Origin of the sequence: Paenibacillus sp. NRS-1781, from assembly GCF_050467745.1 — a bacterium.
Classification (GTDB): domain Bacteria; phylum Bacillota; class Bacilli; order Paenibacillales; family Paenibacillaceae; genus Paenibacillus; species Paenibacillus terrae_A.
This window is the reverse complement of record NZ_JBITPI010000051.1, coordinates 74,544-91,291: the sequence shown is the minus strand read 5'-3', so window position 1 is coordinate 91,291 and position 16,748 is coordinate 74,544. Positions and strand designations below refer to the sequence as shown.

Here is a 16,748-nt window from a genome sequence, read left to right as displayed (position 1 = left end):
ACGCTCAGCAAAAGTCCCACATCTGGTTTTGCATCGCCATTGGACTAGCTGCCCAGATATTGTCTCAGCCATTGGAGCGCGGGACGTTCCGAGCCGTTCGAGTTCAGTAGATGTGTATTCGATATCCAGGTTTGCCCCTGAATGTATCCCCAGAGCGTAACGCCCTTCACCGAAGAATGCTTCCATAATACTGGGAATTTTTCCTTGTATCTGGCAAGCTGGGTGTTGTCGTCACCAGTTATATCTAGTTCCGACACATAGATTGGCAATCCTGTTGCCGATAGCTTGTTCAGTACAGTGTTCATCGTGTTAACTGAGACGGTGTCCATACTGAACTGGTGGCATTGAATGCCAATTCCGTCAATTAAGCCTCTACTTTTGAGCTGATTAATAATATTGACGTATTGGTCGGTTAATGAAGGGTCGTTGATAATTCCATATTCATTTATAAGTAGCTTGGCATTGGGAAAAGCTTGTCTGGCCTGTTGGAACGACCATATGACCCAATCCCATCCGGTCGACCCGTCACCGCCGATGGCATGACGGAAGGACGGCTTCTGATGCAGTGGCTCATTCACCACATCTACAAACGCCGCATTCGGATAGCGCTGACCGGCAGCTTGAATCCACTGGGTCACTTCCGCCTTCTGATCAGCAGCCGACAGTCCGCCAATCCATCCTGGCTCCTGGGCGCCCCATACCAAGGTGTGAAACTTGAATGGGAAGCCATTATTACGGGCATAATTGTAGGCGGTATCCGCCTGCGACCAGTTCATATTGTTACGGCTGCCTTCAACCGAGCCCCACTTGGTTGAATTCTCCGGCGTCACCTGATTCCAGTACGTTCCGTAACTAGGAGGGACACTGCCGGCAATGACGTTCCCGAGGAATTTGCTTCCCTTCGCCAGACCAGCATCAGCCTGATTTACCAGAACAGACGATAACAATACACCCGTCAACGCCAAACAGCTTACCAACTTGCCTACTTTAACTCTCAACATAAAATCTCCTCCTCATAGGTATAGTTTTTAATACCTCACCCTTTAAAATAAAACGCTTACATTTCCAATTATAAGGATGAGTGATTATTTTCTGCTACCTGTGAAAATAAAGATTTAACCCAAGAAACTTTACATCCTTGCGGGACAGCCAAACATCTGTTTTTGCAGTCGGTAACGGCAAGATTGGGGAATATTCGATATGTATTAGAGTGAATCTGGATATAGAGTATACTATATAAGCATACGTTAGATGCACGATGACATTCTATATGTATAGGTACTCCAAATACAGCGCAGAAGAGGTTGAAAATGAGTCAGAAGCATTTTTCAGATTATCCATTAAGTGAAGAAATCGTGAGAGCGCTGGATAGTCTAGGCTATGAGACGCCAACAGAAGTTCAGACGAAAGTCATTCCCGTTGCGCTTGAGAAGAAGGATCTTGTGGCCAAATCACAAACAGGTAGCGGCAAAACAGCATCATATGGTATTCCACTCTGTGAGCTAGTAGATTGGAATGAAAATAAGCCCCAAGCTTTAATCCTGACGCCAACCCGTGAACTCGCGTTACAGGTCACCGAAGACATCACGAATATTGGACGCTTTAAGCGGATAAAAGCAACATCCCTTTATGGGAAACATCCTTTTCATATACAAAAGGCCGAGCTAAAGCAAAGAACACATATGGCTGTAGGTACGCCAGGTCGTGTACTGGATCATATTGAACGAGGCACGCTATCGTTAGATCGGATGGCCTATCTCGTGATTGATGAGGCTGATGAAATGCTGAATATGGGCTTTATCGAGCAAGTTCAGTCGATCATTCAGGCCCTGCCTAGTGACAGGGCTACGATGTTATTCTCCGCTACTTTTCCTGAGGATGTAGCCAGACTGTCACACAAGTATATGAACAATCCTGTTGAAATTGAAATAAAAGCGACCGGTATAACGACAGCTACCATTGATCACTCCTTGATTCAGGTGGCAGAGGCGGACAAGCTGGTATTACTTCAAAATCTGCTCATTGTTGAGAATCCTGAGAGCTGCATTATTTTCTGCCGTACGCAGGAGAATGTAGATAAGCTATTCAGAGCCTTGGCTGATCTGGAGTATCCGTGTGATCGTATTCATGGGGGGATGGAGCAGGAAGAGCGTTTCGAGGTGATGAATGCGTTCAGAAGAGGACAATTTCGTTACTTGATTGCGACTGATGTAGCTGCTAGAGGTATTGATATCACGAATATCACCCATGTCATGAACTACGATATTCCTCTTGAGAAGGAAAGCTATGTTCATCGCACAGGACGTACGGGACGTGCAGGCAAGACGGGAAAAGCCATTACCCTGGTTACCCCTAAGGATGACAGACGATTAGCCGATATTGAAGCATACATTGGATTCGCGATTCCGAAAGTAAAAGCTCCCTCAGAAGAGGCTGTAGATCGGCGTAGAGAGGATTTTGAGCAGAAGCTGCATGTCAGAACTGTACTTAAAAAAGACAAGCGTGAGCAATTAAACCAACAGATTATGAAGCTTAACTTCAATGGCGGCAAGAAGAAGAAACTTAGAGCCGTAGATTTTGTGGGAACCATCGCTAAGCTTGATGGGGTAACCGCAGGCGATATCGGGATCATTACGATTCTTGATCATGTAACCGATGTTGAGATTTTGAATGGTAAGGGTCCACTTGTGCTGGAGATTATGAAGAATACGACCGTAAAAGGTAAACTGTTAAAGGTACGCAAGGGGAATAGGTAGAGGCTACTCGTTATAAAAGAAGGGCTGGGAGAAAGGCGCTATAGACGCACCTTTCCTCTAGCCATTTTAATTATCGAGGTCAGTTGTTCCTGCTCATGGCTGCCAGCTATCCCCCAATTTCCTGTTCGATCCGGGATCTTATTTGATCTACAAGGTGGACATCCATCGTCGCTGAATAGATTTCCTTTAACTCATCCCGTAAGGACTTAGCTTGTGTCAGATGCTGTATGGATTGCTTCATGGCTTTAGAGTATCGCTCTTTAATGTCGGCAATAGCATCCGAATGCGCTTCATCTGTGCCGGGCTGTATACATCGCGAATACATATCGACGATTTCATCGGTGGCGTGGACCGGCTCGTACTCATGCGGTGCCGTGCTGTCGAAAATAGCAAAACCAAGCTCTCGCACGATAATCATATCGAGACTGTTCGGATCGAAGCCACAATGGTAGATTTCGATATCAAAGCCACGTTGTATTCCTTCATCCGCTAATTTCTTTAACAGAGTAGACTTACCGGATCCGGCGCGGCCTTTAACCAGATATCTCTTTAAGCCCGCAGTCAGATTAGGGACGTAATCAACAGCCCCCTTCGGCGTAGTCGCACCTAGAAAACGACGGTCTACCCGACTTACTCTCTCCAGTTTCCGATCACCATAGAGGAGTTCAATATACTCCTGGGTCAGTTCATCAGCTAATTGAAAATTCATGCTGGCTATATATATGGTTTCCCATTCGTCGTGAATACGAAGTGCTTTGGCAAAGCCGGAATAGGCTTGGTTATGTGCTTGCGTGATTTGTTCGGTCAAGCTGTCTATTTCTTGCTTTTGCAGATTCAACTGAAGCCTATCGGCTGCCTGCTCTACATCCACGTGCACGATGACTGTCTCAGGCAGTTCGGGCTCAATGACATGTGGTGCCGTTCCATCCACGACTCCTACTTTTAACTTGGGTATAATTACTCCGTCCAACGAATCGTTGTCCGATGCGCAATGGAGAATCCATATCTCATAGCCTTGCTGTGCCATATGCTCTCCAATTTCTCGAATAAGCCTTGATTTCCCCGTTCCAGGGCCTCCTTTTAAGACAAACAAACGTGTTAATCCTTGAAGTGACGAATTATACAGGTTAGCAAATCCTTCAGCCGTGTTGCCGCTGGCATAGAAACTAAGGATTGTTCCGTCCATAATCACACACCTTTCTGGGCTAATGTCATGCTCCATTGTATTAATTTTCTACGGAAAAGGTGCCTTTCATTCCCTACCATCTTTGATAACTGAGGAATTTGCAAATTCCTAAACTGTGTATTACAAAGGGGCTATCTCCCAAGTCGTTTCAGACCTTTGGAGACAGCCCCTGGATGATTTAAGGATTAAGCGCTCTTGCAATGGCGTCCACATAACTTTGGCTGGCGCGCTGGCTTACTTCCGCTTGCGGAACCATCCCTTCAAAGCTGTGGAATGTGCCGGGATACAGATGAAATTCGACGTCTACACCCGCTTGAGCAAGACGTGCCACATATTCGATCGTCTCATCTCGGAACAGATCGAGCTGGCCTACGCACGTATAGGTCGGCGGTAGCCCCGCCAAGCTTTCCGCTCTCGACGGGACGGCATGTGGGGACACATCGCTATCTTCGGTACGATCGCCCAAGTACATGTTCCAGGCCGCCAAATTGTCCGTCCGGTTCCATGTTGCATTATCGGCCTTAATTTCATGGCTTGACGCCGTAATATTGCGGTCGTCGAGCATCGGATACAGCGGCATTTGGAAGACGAGGGCTGGCCCGCCTTTGTCGCGAACCATTAAAGCAAGCGCTGCGGTCAGACCGCCGCCCCCGCTTGCACCGGCAATCGCGATCCGATCCAAGTCAATGCCCAGCAGCTCAGCTTCGCCCGTCATCCACGTCAAGCTGGCATAACAGTCATCAATAGCAGCTGGGTAGGGGTGCTCCGGAGCAAGTCGATAATCGACCGATACGACGACGCATTTGGCCGCCTGCACGAAGCGTTCGCACAAAGCGTCGTCCATATCAGGATGCCCCATCACATAGCCTCCCCCGTGAATCCACAGCATGGCCGGAAGCTTAGCGTCAGTGCGCTGGGCAGGCTCGTAGATTTTGACCAATATCTCGCCTGCTACGGTTGGAATCATCCGGCTAGTCGTATGTACGTGCTCCGACTTCTCAATGGGAGGACTCGACAAATAGCTTCTGCTCAGTTCTAAATTTTCCTCCAGTTGAAAACCAGGAAATTGTGCTAATATCGGCCTTAATTCTGGCAATACCCGACTTTCAAAATTCATCCGAATCACTCCTGTAATTGAATTATGACCTTTTTTCTGTCTCGGCTTCCCACTTGGCTATTTCTTCCCGAACTCGGGGTGCTACCTCTGTACCTAGCAGCTCAATGGCTCTCATCACCTCGGCATGCGGCATCGTGCTTAACGGAACATACAGCATAAATCGTGTAACGCCTACATTTTTGCGAAGATGAATGATCTTCTGGGCAACAGTCTCGGGATCGCCAACATACAGTGCACCTTCAAAGCTACGCGCGGCATCGTAGCTAGAACGATCATAATGTGCCCAACCCCGCTCCTTGCCCAATCTATTCATACCTGCCATGGTAGAGGGGAAAAATGTATCAGCAGCCCGTTCAGTATTCTCTCCAACAAATCCTATCGAGTGCGATCCAACCTTAAGCCTTGATGCATCATGACCAGCGTGCGCTGCTGCTTTCTTATAAAGCTGCACAAGCGGTGCAAAATCCGTCGGTTTTCCACCAATGATCGCCAGCATCAATGGCAGTCCTAACAGACCTGCTCGGATCGCAGAATCCTGTCTGCCCCCACTGCCAACCCATATAGGTAACGGATTTTGAACGGGCCGTGGATACACGCCCAAATTGTTAATCGCTGACCGATGCCCGCCCTTCCAGGTTACTTTTTCGGACTCCCGTATTTTAAGGAGCAATGCCAAATGTTGTTCAAACAGCTCATCATAGTCGTCCAAGTCATAGCCAAACAGTGGAAAAGATTCTATAAAGGAGCCCCGGCCGGCCATAATCTCCGCACGTCCATTCGAAATACCATCCAGCGTAGCAAAATCCTGAAAAACGCGCACCGGATCAGCTGAAGAAAGCACCGTCACTGCACTGGTCAGCCGAATCCGTTTCGTCTGCGATGCAGCCGCAGACAGCACAACTGCTGGTGAAGCTGCCGAATAATCCTTCCGATGATGCTCACCTACACCAAACACGTCAAGTCCCACTTGATCAGCAAGGACAATTTCCTGGACAACTTCACGCAATCGCTGTGCGTGGCTCATTACTTCACCTGTCTGAACGTCCGGTTTCGTTTCTACAAACGAAGTAATACCTATTTCCATGATCCATCTCTCCTATACTAATAGCTTTCTCTGTCATCAGCTTCAAACTATTATTCCGGTTCTTTTCAAGCAGGTTGATGTGTAGCCTCAGATTAATGCTGCCCTCTATCTACATTGGTTTTAAGTTTCTCGAAAATAACATACCGATTGGTACGATAATTTTCCCAGTAAATATAACTCACACAAACGAATAATGTCAATAAATAAACTTCCCTTGCTAGGATAAGCTAATCCACATTTGACAATATAAACGGCTAATTATAAGATAATATATACTATTTGGTACGCAAAAAAAGACTGCTGACAATTTCACATGATCGGAGTCATTGAGCAATTAAAATAAAATCAAGAGTAACGAGGGGTATTGATTATGGGACGGACCCGCGAATTTGACGAAGAAAAAGTATTAGATGCAGCTATACAACTGTTTTGGGAGAAGGGATATGAGGCTACCTCATTAAGTGATTTAACTTCCAGAATGGCAATTCAACGCCCCAGTATATACTCAGCTTTTGGGGGCAAAAAGGAATTGTTCGAAGTCGCGCTACGCAAATACATGATGTCCCGTGCTTCTCTGGTCCGAACCAGACTTCAAAGCAACCCATCTGTAACAGAAGCATTTCGCACTTTTTTTGAAGGTGTGGTCGATGAGGAATATACAGGAAACCCTAGAAAAGGATGCTTTTGCATCAATACAATGGTCGAACTTGCGCCTCATGATGAGAAATTTGAAATTCTTACAAGGGAACATCAAATGTACCTATCTGTCATATTTCAAGAAACCATTGAACGAGGTATACGATCAGGTGAATTTGAGATTGGGTTAGATGCGAAGGCAGTATCACAGGCGCTAATCGTATCGTTAATTGGACTAACCGTAATGATGAAGTCTCGTCCAGAGCGATCATTTATTGATAATACGATAGAGGTGACACTTACATTGCTTAAATAATTCGGAATGAGTTCAATTTTAACGAATGGGAATCACGATTGGGTCATTCATTTATGATACGGTTCAGCTTAACTGGTTTATCGGCCAAAAACGGCCTATAATTGATAGGGATTAAGCCATCTAACCCTGTATAAACCTATTGGTGGAACGTCGGCAATGGTTGTTAGTATGCGCTGTCCACATTCTCACAGTACACGCCCCTTTGAATATTCATGCTTAATATAGTATAATAATTCAAAATTAATGAAAAAGGAGTCTATTTAATGTCATTTGTAGTAAGAAACGCTGCGCCTGATGATTTACACAGTTTGACCGAGTTAATGTATGAGTACATCGTTGGTTTTTATCAAAACCCTAGGCCACCTGTCGAAAAAATTCATAATTTGATCCAAACCCTTTTTGAACAGCACAATGGTATACAATTTGTGGTAGAGCAAAATGGAGAGTTAATCGGCTTTGCCACATTATTCTTTACATTTAGCACGATGAAAGCAGACAAAATCACAGTTATGAACGACCTTTTTGTAATGGAGCCATTTAGAGATACAGAAGTGGAATTTCAGCTTTTTTTAGAATGCCAAAAGTACTCACAAAATCATGGATATGCTCGCATGACCTGGATCACTTCTACTGAGAATAAACGCGCTCAAATTTTCTTTAAAAAGATGGGTGCCACCCAAGGGAAAGATTGGGTTCACTTTTCTTCATAACAAGGCAGGGTTTTGATTATACAAGGCCATTGGATTAAAAAAACAACCATCGACGACTTGGAACATCGTCAATGGTTGTTAGGGTGGCTTGCTTACTTGCCGCCAATAACTCCGTCTACTTCATCGGAATGACAAAGGACACTGTCGTTCCCTCGCCGGGTTTGCTGTCAATCGACAGTCCTCGACCGTACAGCTGGATCAATCTTCGGTTCGTATTGGAAATGCCAATGCCACCTTTCTCTTTCATGGCGGGATTTAACAGATGAGCCACCATTTCCAGGGACATGCCAATGCCGTTATCTATGACTTCGATGAGGATGCTGTGGTACTGGCGAACCACCCTAAGATGAACAGTACCACCAATTGCTCTGCTCATAAGACCGTGATTCACGGCATTCTCAACCAGCGGCTGGATCGACAGCGGCGGCAGTAACAGGCTAATATCCGACTCTACTTCCCAGACGACTGACAGCTTGTCCCTGAAACGCTCCTTTTCAATATATAGATAAGATTCGACCAGCTCCAGCTCATGGGATAGCACGACCATTTCCCCAGTATTGAGATAATCGAAGCTAATCCGCAAGAAGGACGTGAGAGCTTCTCCCAGCATACGCATCTTCTCCGTGTCGATCTCGCTAAGCACCATCAGCGCATTAAACGTATTAAACAGAAAATGCGGTTGGATTTGCGCCTGCAGATAAGCAGCTTCAATTCTCAGCCTGTCATGGATCGACTGCTTCAGCGTAATTAACGCCCGAATCCGGTATTTGAGCTCTAACGCGTCCGCTGGCTTGGTGACGTAATCGCTTGCCCCTGCCAAAAATCCGGTGTAAATGTCGACGGATTGACTGCGTGCGGTCATCAGCAACACCGGCAGCTCCGACATGGAGTAACGCTCTCTCACCTTCTGTGTCAATTCATAACCAGACATTTGCGGCATCATCACGTCGGCAATCAACAAATCCCATGGTTGCGTCTCCAGCAAGTCCAACGCTTCTTGAGCCGAATAAACCGTCGTGACGTGATACGGCTCCGCCGAAAGGATGCCTACGAGCACATTCAGATTGATCGGATCATCGTCTACCGCCAGAATATAAATCTTTTTGTCCTGCAGCAGAGGCGGAATTCCGTCATGAGCGGCCCAGTTGTGCAGCTCATGATCTGACGCACGGAAGCGGGCATACGTTGGGATCATTGCGGCTGCTTCCTGCTCGGGAAGCAGAACCGTTGGCGGCAACAAAGGGGCTGGCTTGAGAACAAGCGGCAACTGGAAACGGAACGTCGAGCCTTGGCCCGGTGCTGAAACCACCGATAATGTGCCACCGTGCAATTCGATCAGCTGCTTGCAAATGCTAAGGCCCAGCCCGATCCCTCGACCGTCGCTTATTCCGTATGCCCCTTGCACATATGGCATAAAGATACGCGCTTGCGTCTCATCGTCCATGCCGACGCCAGTATCAGCGACTTCGATCAAGGCATGTTCGCCCTTAACCTTAGCAGAAACAGAGATCGTTCCCTTCTCCGTATATTTGAGAGCATTTTCCAGAAGATTGTACATGATTTGCACAAATCTTTTCTCGTCCAGCATTACGGCAGGCATCGTTTCCGCAATCTCCATTTGCAGTTGGACGGGTTTTCCTTCCGTCATATACTTGAGCATAGCCAATACGCCGGGTACGATCGCTTGAATCTTTAACACCTCAAGCTGTAAGGTGATGCGATGTTCCTGAAGCCGCGCGATGTCGAGCAAATCGTCCAGCAAGTAGGACATGCGCCGGCTAATGGTGCCAAGCAGCTCCATCTCTTTGCGGCTGCTCTCCTCAAGCTTCCCTTTCTCCCTCGCATAGATGGTCCCCGTAATATTCATAATGCCGTGCAGCGGCGTCCGCAGTTCGTGCGAGGTGTTGGCCAGGAACTGGTCCTTCATTTTGTCGACAACTTTCAACTGCTCATATAATTCGCTGATTTCATTGACATTGCGTAAATATTTTTTAAACCAATACGCGGAAAATACCATTACGGCGACCGTGACATCGATCGGATAATAGACGCTCGTCATATCCTTGAACGACTCGATAATGCTCCATGCCAGATTGGACATAATGCTGGCCGCAGTAAACAGCAAGAGATTCACATCTTTGTCACTGTGCTTCTTGAACACCATCGTTACTACAATCCAAATAAACCAAAAGTACGACATCAAGTAGAATGAGAGAAAAATCTGCAAATCGACTACACTGTTCACGACCCAAGCAGGCCCCACCAGAATAACCACCGTTAGGAGCACAACAACGGCGATATAAGTCTGTAGCCCTCTACTGCGTGGTGGTGCTCCGGCAAACTTTCTGTAGACCAGCAGAATGGATAAATTCTGATACAGCAGCATGATCGTTCTTAGCTTAATCGCCCACTCATAGTTGGCGGGCAGCCACCAAAACAACACCTTCTCGTGACCGCTGAATATCGCGATGCCGGTCGACAAATAGATCAAGCCCGTGATCAATAGAGAGCGGTCTTTGGGGTTGTACATGTAGACGATACAAGCATATAAACCATGCAGCAGAATAATTAAGACGGCTATTAATTGGAACCCGATCGAATACCAGCTCATGGTATCAATCGCCGTCTGCGAGCCGAACCGTATGGAGCTCACAATCCCTCCGGAGAAGGGAGCGTCATAGTTGGCTACGCGTATGAGCAGTTCGATCTCTGTCTTCCCTTTTCCCCAATAGGAGAGCTTATACGGAACGTTATTCGGGGTGTACTCGCTTGCTATTGCAGAGACGCGACCGGCTCCGCCCAAGACGGTGCCATTGATTTCGACTTCCGAAGAAGCCTGAATGCCTTTTTTAATCCAGAACGCGACAGGCTGCTTAAGGGGATCGGTCATAATACGCAGCCGGTACGTTCCATACCCGTAGGAGGTATTGGAATCAGGATTTAACGTTTCCCTCCAGTCCCCCGGTACTGAAATGCCGTGAACCTCGTGATCCTCCGATTGAATTTGTTGACGGGTCAGCAGCTGACGGGGATAGAACTCCCATTGTCCGTCCAAGGTTATCGGTGAGGAGTCCTCAAGATCCGATCCTCGCAAGTCGACGATCCCGTCGACGGCGCGGAAAGACTTCTCCACCGGAAAAACTTCCGACCAAGCCCATCTCAGTCCCGAGAGAATACTAAGCAACAAAAGGATGAAAATGATGTTACGACAAGAGGTTCTGGATGGAATTAGTCTATTCATACCGTGACAGTTCGACAAAAGCCGGAGTTATTCCTTTATTTATACTACGAACGACGAGGCGGTATCCTGGGACTTCCACTGCTTATACCAACGGGTAATGTCGGCGCTAATCGGCAGTTCTAACTCGCGTTCTATTCTCTCTTTCAGAATCAAATATTGTTCTTCTACGTCGACAGGATTGCCAGCGGCGTGATAGAGCTTCATCAACGAAAAATAGCATTCTTCCTCGTCTGGACATATTCGTTGAATGCGTAGGTTCACTTGGATGGCTTTGTCCAACGATCCTTGCTGCTGGTAAAACTCGCTTAGTCTATTCATCTGGTACAGCCATAGTAATCGCAAGCGTTCCCGTTCATGTTCCGCCCACAAGTATCCACAATCTCCAAGGTAATCACCCGTGTACATCCCAAGCACGCACTCATAAGCGTCGACGGTACGCTCACCCATGACGCCCAATTGCTTCATCTCATATTCCCATATATTAATATTTACACGCGCTTCTCCAATTTCAAGCTGGTATCCAGCTTCTAAATCTCCGGCGTGAATGGATACCGTTTCCATACTATGTTTTTTTAAGGTTTGACGAATATAATAAATGGCCGTATAGAGATTCTGCGCTGCCTTTGCCTCCTCAACATCCGGCCATAACAATTCAAGCAACACACTACGGTTAACCATCCGGTCCCGATGATGGAGCAAATAGGCAAACAATTCTTGTGCCTTACTTGTCCTCCATTTAACGTTTTGAAACTCCATACCGTTCGGTTTGAACTGAATCCGATTGAAACAGCAGATCAAAGGCGAGTTCGTATCCGGCCGTTTCATCAAGACTTTCATGTTCAGCTTCTCTTTTATCCGTATAACAGTATTTCGTAAACGCTCTCTTTGCACTGGCTTCATAATATAGTCCAGGGCATAAAGTTCAAAAGCGCGCACTGCATACTGATTGTAACCGGTCACAAAAACAATTTCGATGCCCGGAGCGACTGCCTGTATCTGCATACCAAGTTTTAAACCGTCGATCTCGGGCATTTGTATGTCCAGGAATACTACATCGGGCCGATGCTCTAATACGCCTGTAATAGCCTCTTTTGGATTCGAGAACGCGGCCACAATCTCTATATCACTTATTTCACTTTCAAGTATTTTTTGAAGCCCGATCAACGCTAACGGTTCGTCATCAACTAATAGGACTTTCACAGAGGACCTCCTGAACAAGAGAGATAGTATATAAAATAACGAAGAAAAAAATAGTTACTTACGACATGGCTCAGTTTAACGGTTTATCGGCTAAAAACGACCTGTGATGAATAGGGATTAATCTTAGTATTAATTGCTTCCATAGGCTACGCTTGGCTTTCCTTTCATCTTGTAGATTCATTCATTAGCATTAATATCATTATATCCGAATCCCCTACGTACATTGTAAACCTTGTTAATAATTTTTTGATAAATTATCCGCTTTGAGAGGTAAAAAAAGAGCAAGAGCATCTTCTACTCCGAAGACGCCCTTGCTCCAATACTGATCTAGATACGATGGACTTCCAACCAGAATGAACGGGACATGCCCAGAATTAAGATCAAACGGGGGACGCTAAGCTTCGCTTACCAGTAATATCCTAGCGAATGCGGGTTGTTGCTGCGGCAATGTCCCCGAAAGCCCAATGTCCGACCGGGACATCTGACCATCTGGACGAGTCAGCGAAGGATATCGGCTCTCTCTTCCATACCCGATTGAACATAGTAACCGCCTCTGCCCGGCTCAGAGTCTGATCCGGCTGGAAGCTGCCGTCCGGCATGCCATGCATATAGCCAGCTTGCTGCACCCGTGCAATATCATCTTTCGCCCAGTGTCTGGTCGTATCCGGGAAGGTAGCCGAAGCTGCTCCGTTCAGATTCTTCCAGCGTGCCAGCACTGTCGCCATCTCCGCTCTAGTGATCGGACGCTCCGGTGCGAATGTGCTGCTGTATCCCTTCATCCATCCGGCCGTTGTCACGGTATCAATCGCTTCGGCAGCCCAGTTCTGCCCAGCAACATCCGTATAGCTGGCGCGATTCTGCGATGCTGACGATTCCACCAACGGCTGCTCCGATCGGTTAACAGCCAGACGAAACAGAATCTCTGCCAGCTCCGACCGTGTCATCCTACGCGCCGGTTGGAATGTCCCATTCGGGTAGCCTTGCATATACGGCTGCGAATGCTCACTCTCCTGCTCTCCGCCTACGCTCGCGATCTGCTTGTTCAGATGCAGTACCGTAAAGGTGCCGAACTTGTTTACACTAAAACTAAGTCCTGCCGGGTGGTTACCGTCCCAGAGCAGCGTAGGCGGCACCAGTTCTCTGGTGCCGTCGCTATGCTCCACATACACAGCCAGATTGGTCAGGAAAGCCCGGCGTTCTTCGGCAGAGTTCGGCAGCAACTGCTGCGGCAGTGGCAGCACCAGTTCTACTGACTGCCCCTGCAGATTCGTCTCGATCATCACCGGTCGGCCAATAACGCGAACTTCACCCTTTCCGGCGGCTGCTTGGACGAGGCTATTCTGTTTTGCCCGTTCCGCTACCGCCTGGATTGCCGCTTCACTCTTTACCGGACTGAGCGTAAACTGACGGTTCCCGTCCATCGAAGCGAGCGTTGATGGGGACAGGATCAGACGCGCATGGTTAGTGTATACTTCCAGACCGACCCCCGCATCCGCCAGCGTCTTCGCCGTATCCTTTGGCAGAGCGAATTCAAGCTCGGAGACTTCATCCTTTGAATCAGGCATCACCAGTCGGACGCTGGAACGTCCTTCGGCCTTCACGCTGCTCAATGCCTCCCGTGCCTGAGCAGCTTCATAGCTGACCCGGTCTTTTTTCGTCCCGTCGGACAGCGTTGTCCGCTGAATGATGACATTGGAGAGCATAGTACTGCTGTTCTTGCCGCCGTCCACACTGACTGTCACATTCTCGCTCTGTACGGCAGATATACTGCCGCCACCAGTAGACAAATTTTTGGAGGAATCTTTGCCCGGTGCTGCCTCTACATCCCGGACGAACGTCAGATAGAAATCATCCAGCGATCCCCACGCCCCGCCGTCTGCCTGGATGGAAGCACCCACCGTCAGCTTGCCGTCGGTTACCCGTATATCGCGAATGACCGGCTGATTCCACTGTACCCAGCCATTTACACCAGTATCTACCTTATCCTCCTTACCACCGGTCGCGGCAAACAATTTCATTTGCGCGTTCTTCGCATCGCCGCCCTGAATCGACATCGAGAGGTCGTAGTAGCCGGGCTTCAAACCGTAGACCGCCTGTTCCACTTGGAAATGGACCGCATCCGTCGAATAGAAATGCAACGAATACTGGCCCGACTTCGCATCAGAGGCTTTGTTCTGGTAGTCAGTGTGCGGTGTGCTTTCGGCACCGTAAGTAATCTTCCACATGCTTAGATCGCTCTGTTCAAAGCTTCCGTTCACCAGCAGATTCGGCCGACGAATCTCCAGCACCACCTGCGCCGGATAACCTCCTTTGGCTGTCCCCTTAATCACGTAGCTGCCCGCCCCCTGGCTCACCGCTTGCGCTAAGGCTGCCTGATCCCACTCCACAGCAAGCGTTCCGGTGCTGCCGTCGTTATACGTCACGGTGACCGAATGCGGCAGCGAGATGTTCTCGCCCGCGTTGACCGTTAATGTTACCGCTTGGACCTCATCGACCTGGAGCGCAGCAACCGCTCCCGTGTTGACGTAGTTGAACACCTTCAGCGAAGGAAGTGGATGACCCGTAAAATCAAACAGCGCCTGATTGTCTACCGCGCTGCCGCCATACCATTTGCCCGCATCGTCAGGGTCATATTCCGCAGCATAGCTGGCCGCCCAGCCGGAACCATATTGTTCCCATAGCTGCTTGTTCTGCTCTACATCTGCTTGTGTTCCTACCGGCAGCCAGGCTGGCTCCCAATAAAATACACCAATGCCTGCATCGCCTACCTTGGACACCGCTTCAATGACATTACGGACCGACGTGGCCTGCCCCTGAACACTGATCGGATAGTCCAGCGTCTGTCCCGAGCTTGCCGGGGCGGAATTCCCATGTCCATCGCCATCCTCAGATGTATAGGCATAGGACGTTTCCGCCACCATCACTTTTTTACCATACGTATCTGTTACCTGCTTCAGTACTGCTGTGAGATTGCTCAGTGAACCGTGCCAGAACGGATAATACGAGCTGGCAAACACATCATAGTCCACATGGTTGTCCGACAGCGCCTTCGCATAGGAAGCATAGCGGCCCGGCGTCTCCGGGTTGGTAAAATGCAGTGCCACGAGAATATTCGGATCGACGGCACGCACCGCCTGGCTTCCCTTATTAAATAAAGCACTAATCTTCGTCCAATCCTTCTCTCCGATAAACGACTGGTTCGTCTCATTGCCGACCTGCACCATCCCCACATCTATGCCCTGATCGAGCAACTGCTGAAGGCTGTCCCGGGTATAGTCGTACACCGCCTGTCCCTTGTCAGCAAAACTCAGATTCTGCCAGGCCTTCGGCACATGCTGCTTGCCCGGATCGGCCCAGAAATCGGAATAGTGGAAATCCACCAGCAGCCTCAGCCCGTTGTCGGTTGCCCGCTTACCGATTTCGATCGCTCTGGCCAGATCGTTGTTCCCGCCGCCATAGCCGTTACCTTTTGCATCATACGGATGATTCCACACACGCACCCGGACATAGTTTACGCCGGATTCCTTTAGCGTCTGGAATATATCCTGCTCTGTGCCTTGCTCGTTATAGAAGCGTACTCCACTCTGCTCCAGGGAAAGAATACTGGATATATCGACACCTTTGATAAAATCAGACTTCAATCCTTCGACCTTCTTTACGAAAATATCCGCTGCCACCGGGTGGGTCGTATCCGTGCTGGCCTGCTTTAAGGTAAGGCGGTCCAGATAGCCCCACGCAGCCGCAGCGCTGCTGATCCTCGCCCCAATGACCAGATCGGAAGTCTGCTCGGTCAGCACGAATTTCAAGGTCACGCTTCCCCATTGGTTATAGCCTGACGTTGCCACCTCACTGCTCTGATCGGTACCTGCGAATACCTGTACATGTCCCGCTTCGGCATCGGCGCCGCCCATCGATTGCACCGACAGCTCATAACTGCCTGGCTGCAGCGTCGGAAGCTTCTGGCTGACCGTGACCTGCTGGTCCGTCGGCGCCGCGTCGTTGATCCAATACTTGAGTGCATACGTATCTTCAGACGGCGTAATAAAAGGATCACTGGCATAGGCATAATGCTGAATATCCACCTGATTCCAATCTGATGCTTCCACCTGCCACGATTGATCACTCCAGAAGTCCGTCTCGAATCCCCCGTTTACGACTGCCGAGGCACTGGCCGATTCTGCCGCCACCGCTGGTGTCAGCCGCATCGGCCACGAACTGAACATAATCGCCACCACCAGCAGCCACCATGCCTGTCTCTTTCTTCTCATCTCTCTGTCCCCTTTCTTCAACCCCGAATACCATAAACGATTCCGTTTTATGTGAAGCGCTTACATAATTACTTTGATCACTATATCAGACACCTATGATCGGAAACATGGGAGGATTGCAACATTTTGTATTCTTATGCAAGCATTTTAGCGGTGGGGAATATTCCCCACCGCTTGACGTTGTTGTTTATGCGATTTTAATACCTATCGTAAGATTGTTGAGCCTGGGGCTAG

At 48.5% G+C, this 16,748-nt stretch carries 10 protein-coding genes; 3 read left to right on the top strand and 7 right to left on the bottom strand.

Features of this window, described 5'->3' with window-relative positions; translation table 11 throughout:
- Nucleotides 1-44: 44 nt before the first annotated feature.
- Nucleotides 45-1,001 (bottom strand): endo-1,4-beta-xylanase, encoded by a 957-nt coding sequence (locus ACIFO6_RS19565; protein ID WP_430043053.1) that lies wholly within the window; start codon nt 999-1,001, stop codon nt 45-47.
- Between the two features lie 309 nt (nt 1,002-1,310).
- On the opposite strand from ACIFO6_RS19565, the gene ACIFO6_RS19560 reads away from it, so the two are divergent.
- Nucleotides 1,311-2,756 carry a DEAD/DEAH box helicase gene (locus tag ACIFO6_RS19560; protein ID WP_430043051.1) on the top strand — a complete coding sequence of 482 codons (1,446 nt, stop codon included), beginning with the start codon at nt 1,311-1,313 and terminating at the stop codon, nt 2,754-2,756.
- A gap of 106 nt (nt 2,757-2,862) precedes the next feature.
- Here ACIFO6_RS19560 and ACIFO6_RS19555 read toward each other — a convergent pair whose 3' ends face one another.
- The 3 genes from ACIFO6_RS19555 to ACIFO6_RS19545 all read right to left on the bottom strand — a co-directional run bounded on the left by ACIFO6_RS19555 (nt 2,863) and on the right by ACIFO6_RS19545 (nt 6,143).
- A complete protein-coding gene (locus tag ACIFO6_RS19555; protein ID WP_430043050.1) occupies nt 2,863-3,942 on the bottom strand; it encodes a PRK06851 family protein in 1,080 nt (359 codons plus the stop codon).
- A 178-nt stretch (nt 3,943-4,120) separates the two neighbouring features.
- Nucleotides 4,121-5,059, bottom strand: coding sequence for an alpha/beta hydrolase (locus tag ACIFO6_RS19550; protein WP_430043048.1), 939 nt, complete (start codon nt 5,057-5,059; stop codon nt 4,121-4,123).
- A 22-nt stretch (nt 5,060-5,081) separates the two neighbouring features.
- The gene (locus ACIFO6_RS19545; protein ID WP_430043046.1) at nt 5,082-6,143 is read right to left on the bottom strand and encodes an LLM class flavin-dependent oxidoreductase; all 1,062 of its coding nucleotides are present in this window, start codon (nt 6,141-6,143) and stop codon (nt 5,082-5,084) included.
- A gap of 370 nt (nt 6,144-6,513) precedes the next feature.
- Here ACIFO6_RS19545 and ACIFO6_RS19540 point away from each other — a divergent pair, with 370 nt between their 5' ends.
- Together ACIFO6_RS19540 and ACIFO6_RS19535 are read left to right on the top strand one after the other, a co-directional pair.
- Entirely contained in the window at nt 6,514-7,095 is a 582-nt protein-coding gene (locus tag ACIFO6_RS19540) for a TetR/AcrR family transcriptional regulator (protein WP_430043044.1), read from the top strand.
- A gap of 263 nt (nt 7,096-7,358) precedes the next feature.
- Nucleotides 7,359-7,805 (top strand): N-acetyltransferase family protein, encoded by a 447-nt coding sequence (locus ACIFO6_RS19535; RefSeq protein ID WP_430043042.1) that lies wholly within the window; start codon nt 7,359-7,361, stop codon nt 7,803-7,805.
- A 115-nt stretch (nt 7,806-7,920) separates the two neighbouring features.
- On the opposite strand, the gene ACIFO6_RS19530 is transcribed toward ACIFO6_RS19535, so the two are convergent.
- The 3 genes from ACIFO6_RS19530 to ACIFO6_RS19520 all read right to left on the bottom strand — a co-directional run bounded on the left by ACIFO6_RS19530 (nt 7,921) and on the right by ACIFO6_RS19520 (nt 16,514).
- Nucleotides 7,921-11,046: an ATP-binding response regulator gene (locus ACIFO6_RS19530; protein ID WP_430043040.1), complete on the bottom strand. Its 3,126-nt coding sequence runs from the start codon at nt 11,044-11,046 to the stop codon at nt 7,921-7,923.
- Nucleotides 11,047-11,085: 39 nt separating this feature from the next.
- Nucleotides 11,086-12,246, bottom strand: coding sequence for a response regulator (locus tag ACIFO6_RS19525; RefSeq protein ID WP_430043038.1), 1,161 nt, complete (start codon nt 12,244-12,246; stop codon nt 11,086-11,088).
- 419 nt (nt 12,247-12,665) lie between these two features.
- A complete protein-coding gene (locus ACIFO6_RS19520; protein ID WP_430043036.1) occupies nt 12,666-16,514 on the bottom strand; it encodes a glycosyl hydrolase 53 family protein in 3,849 nt (1,282 codons plus the stop codon).
- Between the last annotated feature and the right edge of the window lie 234 nt (nt 16,515-16,748).

Coding starts and splice junctions, on each gene's coding strand:
- ACIFO6_RS19560 (WP_430043051.1), top strand. CDS start 1,311: ATGAGTCAGAAGCATTTTTCAGATTATCCATTAAGTGAAGAAATCGTG.
- ACIFO6_RS19530 (WP_430043040.1), bottom strand. CDS start 11,046: ATGAATAGACTAATTCCATCCAGAACCTCTTGTCGTAACATCATTTTC.
- ACIFO6_RS19565 (WP_430043053.1), bottom strand. CDS start 1,001: ATGTTGAGAGTTAAAGTAGGCAAGTTGGTAAGCTGTTTGGCGTTGACG.
- ACIFO6_RS19550 (WP_430043048.1), bottom strand. CDS start 5,059: ATGAATTTTGAAAGTCGGGTATTGCCAGAATTAAGGCCGATATTAGCA.
- ACIFO6_RS19535 (WP_430043042.1), top strand. CDS start 7,359: ATGTCATTTGTAGTAAGAAACGCTGCGCCTGATGATTTACACAGTTTG.
- ACIFO6_RS19540 (WP_430043044.1), top strand. CDS start 6,514: ATGGGACGGACCCGCGAATTTGACGAAGAAAAAGTATTAGATGCAGCT.
- ACIFO6_RS19520 (WP_430043036.1), bottom strand. CDS start 16,514: ATGAGAAGAAAGAGACAGGCATGGTGGCTGCTGGTGGTGGCGATTATG.
- ACIFO6_RS19545 (WP_430043046.1), bottom strand. CDS start 6,143: ATGGAAATAGGTATTACTTCGTTTGTAGAAACGAAACCGGACGTTCAG.
- ACIFO6_RS19555 (WP_430043050.1), bottom strand. CDS start 3,942: ATGGACGGAACAATCCTTAGTTTCTATGCCAGCGGCAACACGGCTGAA.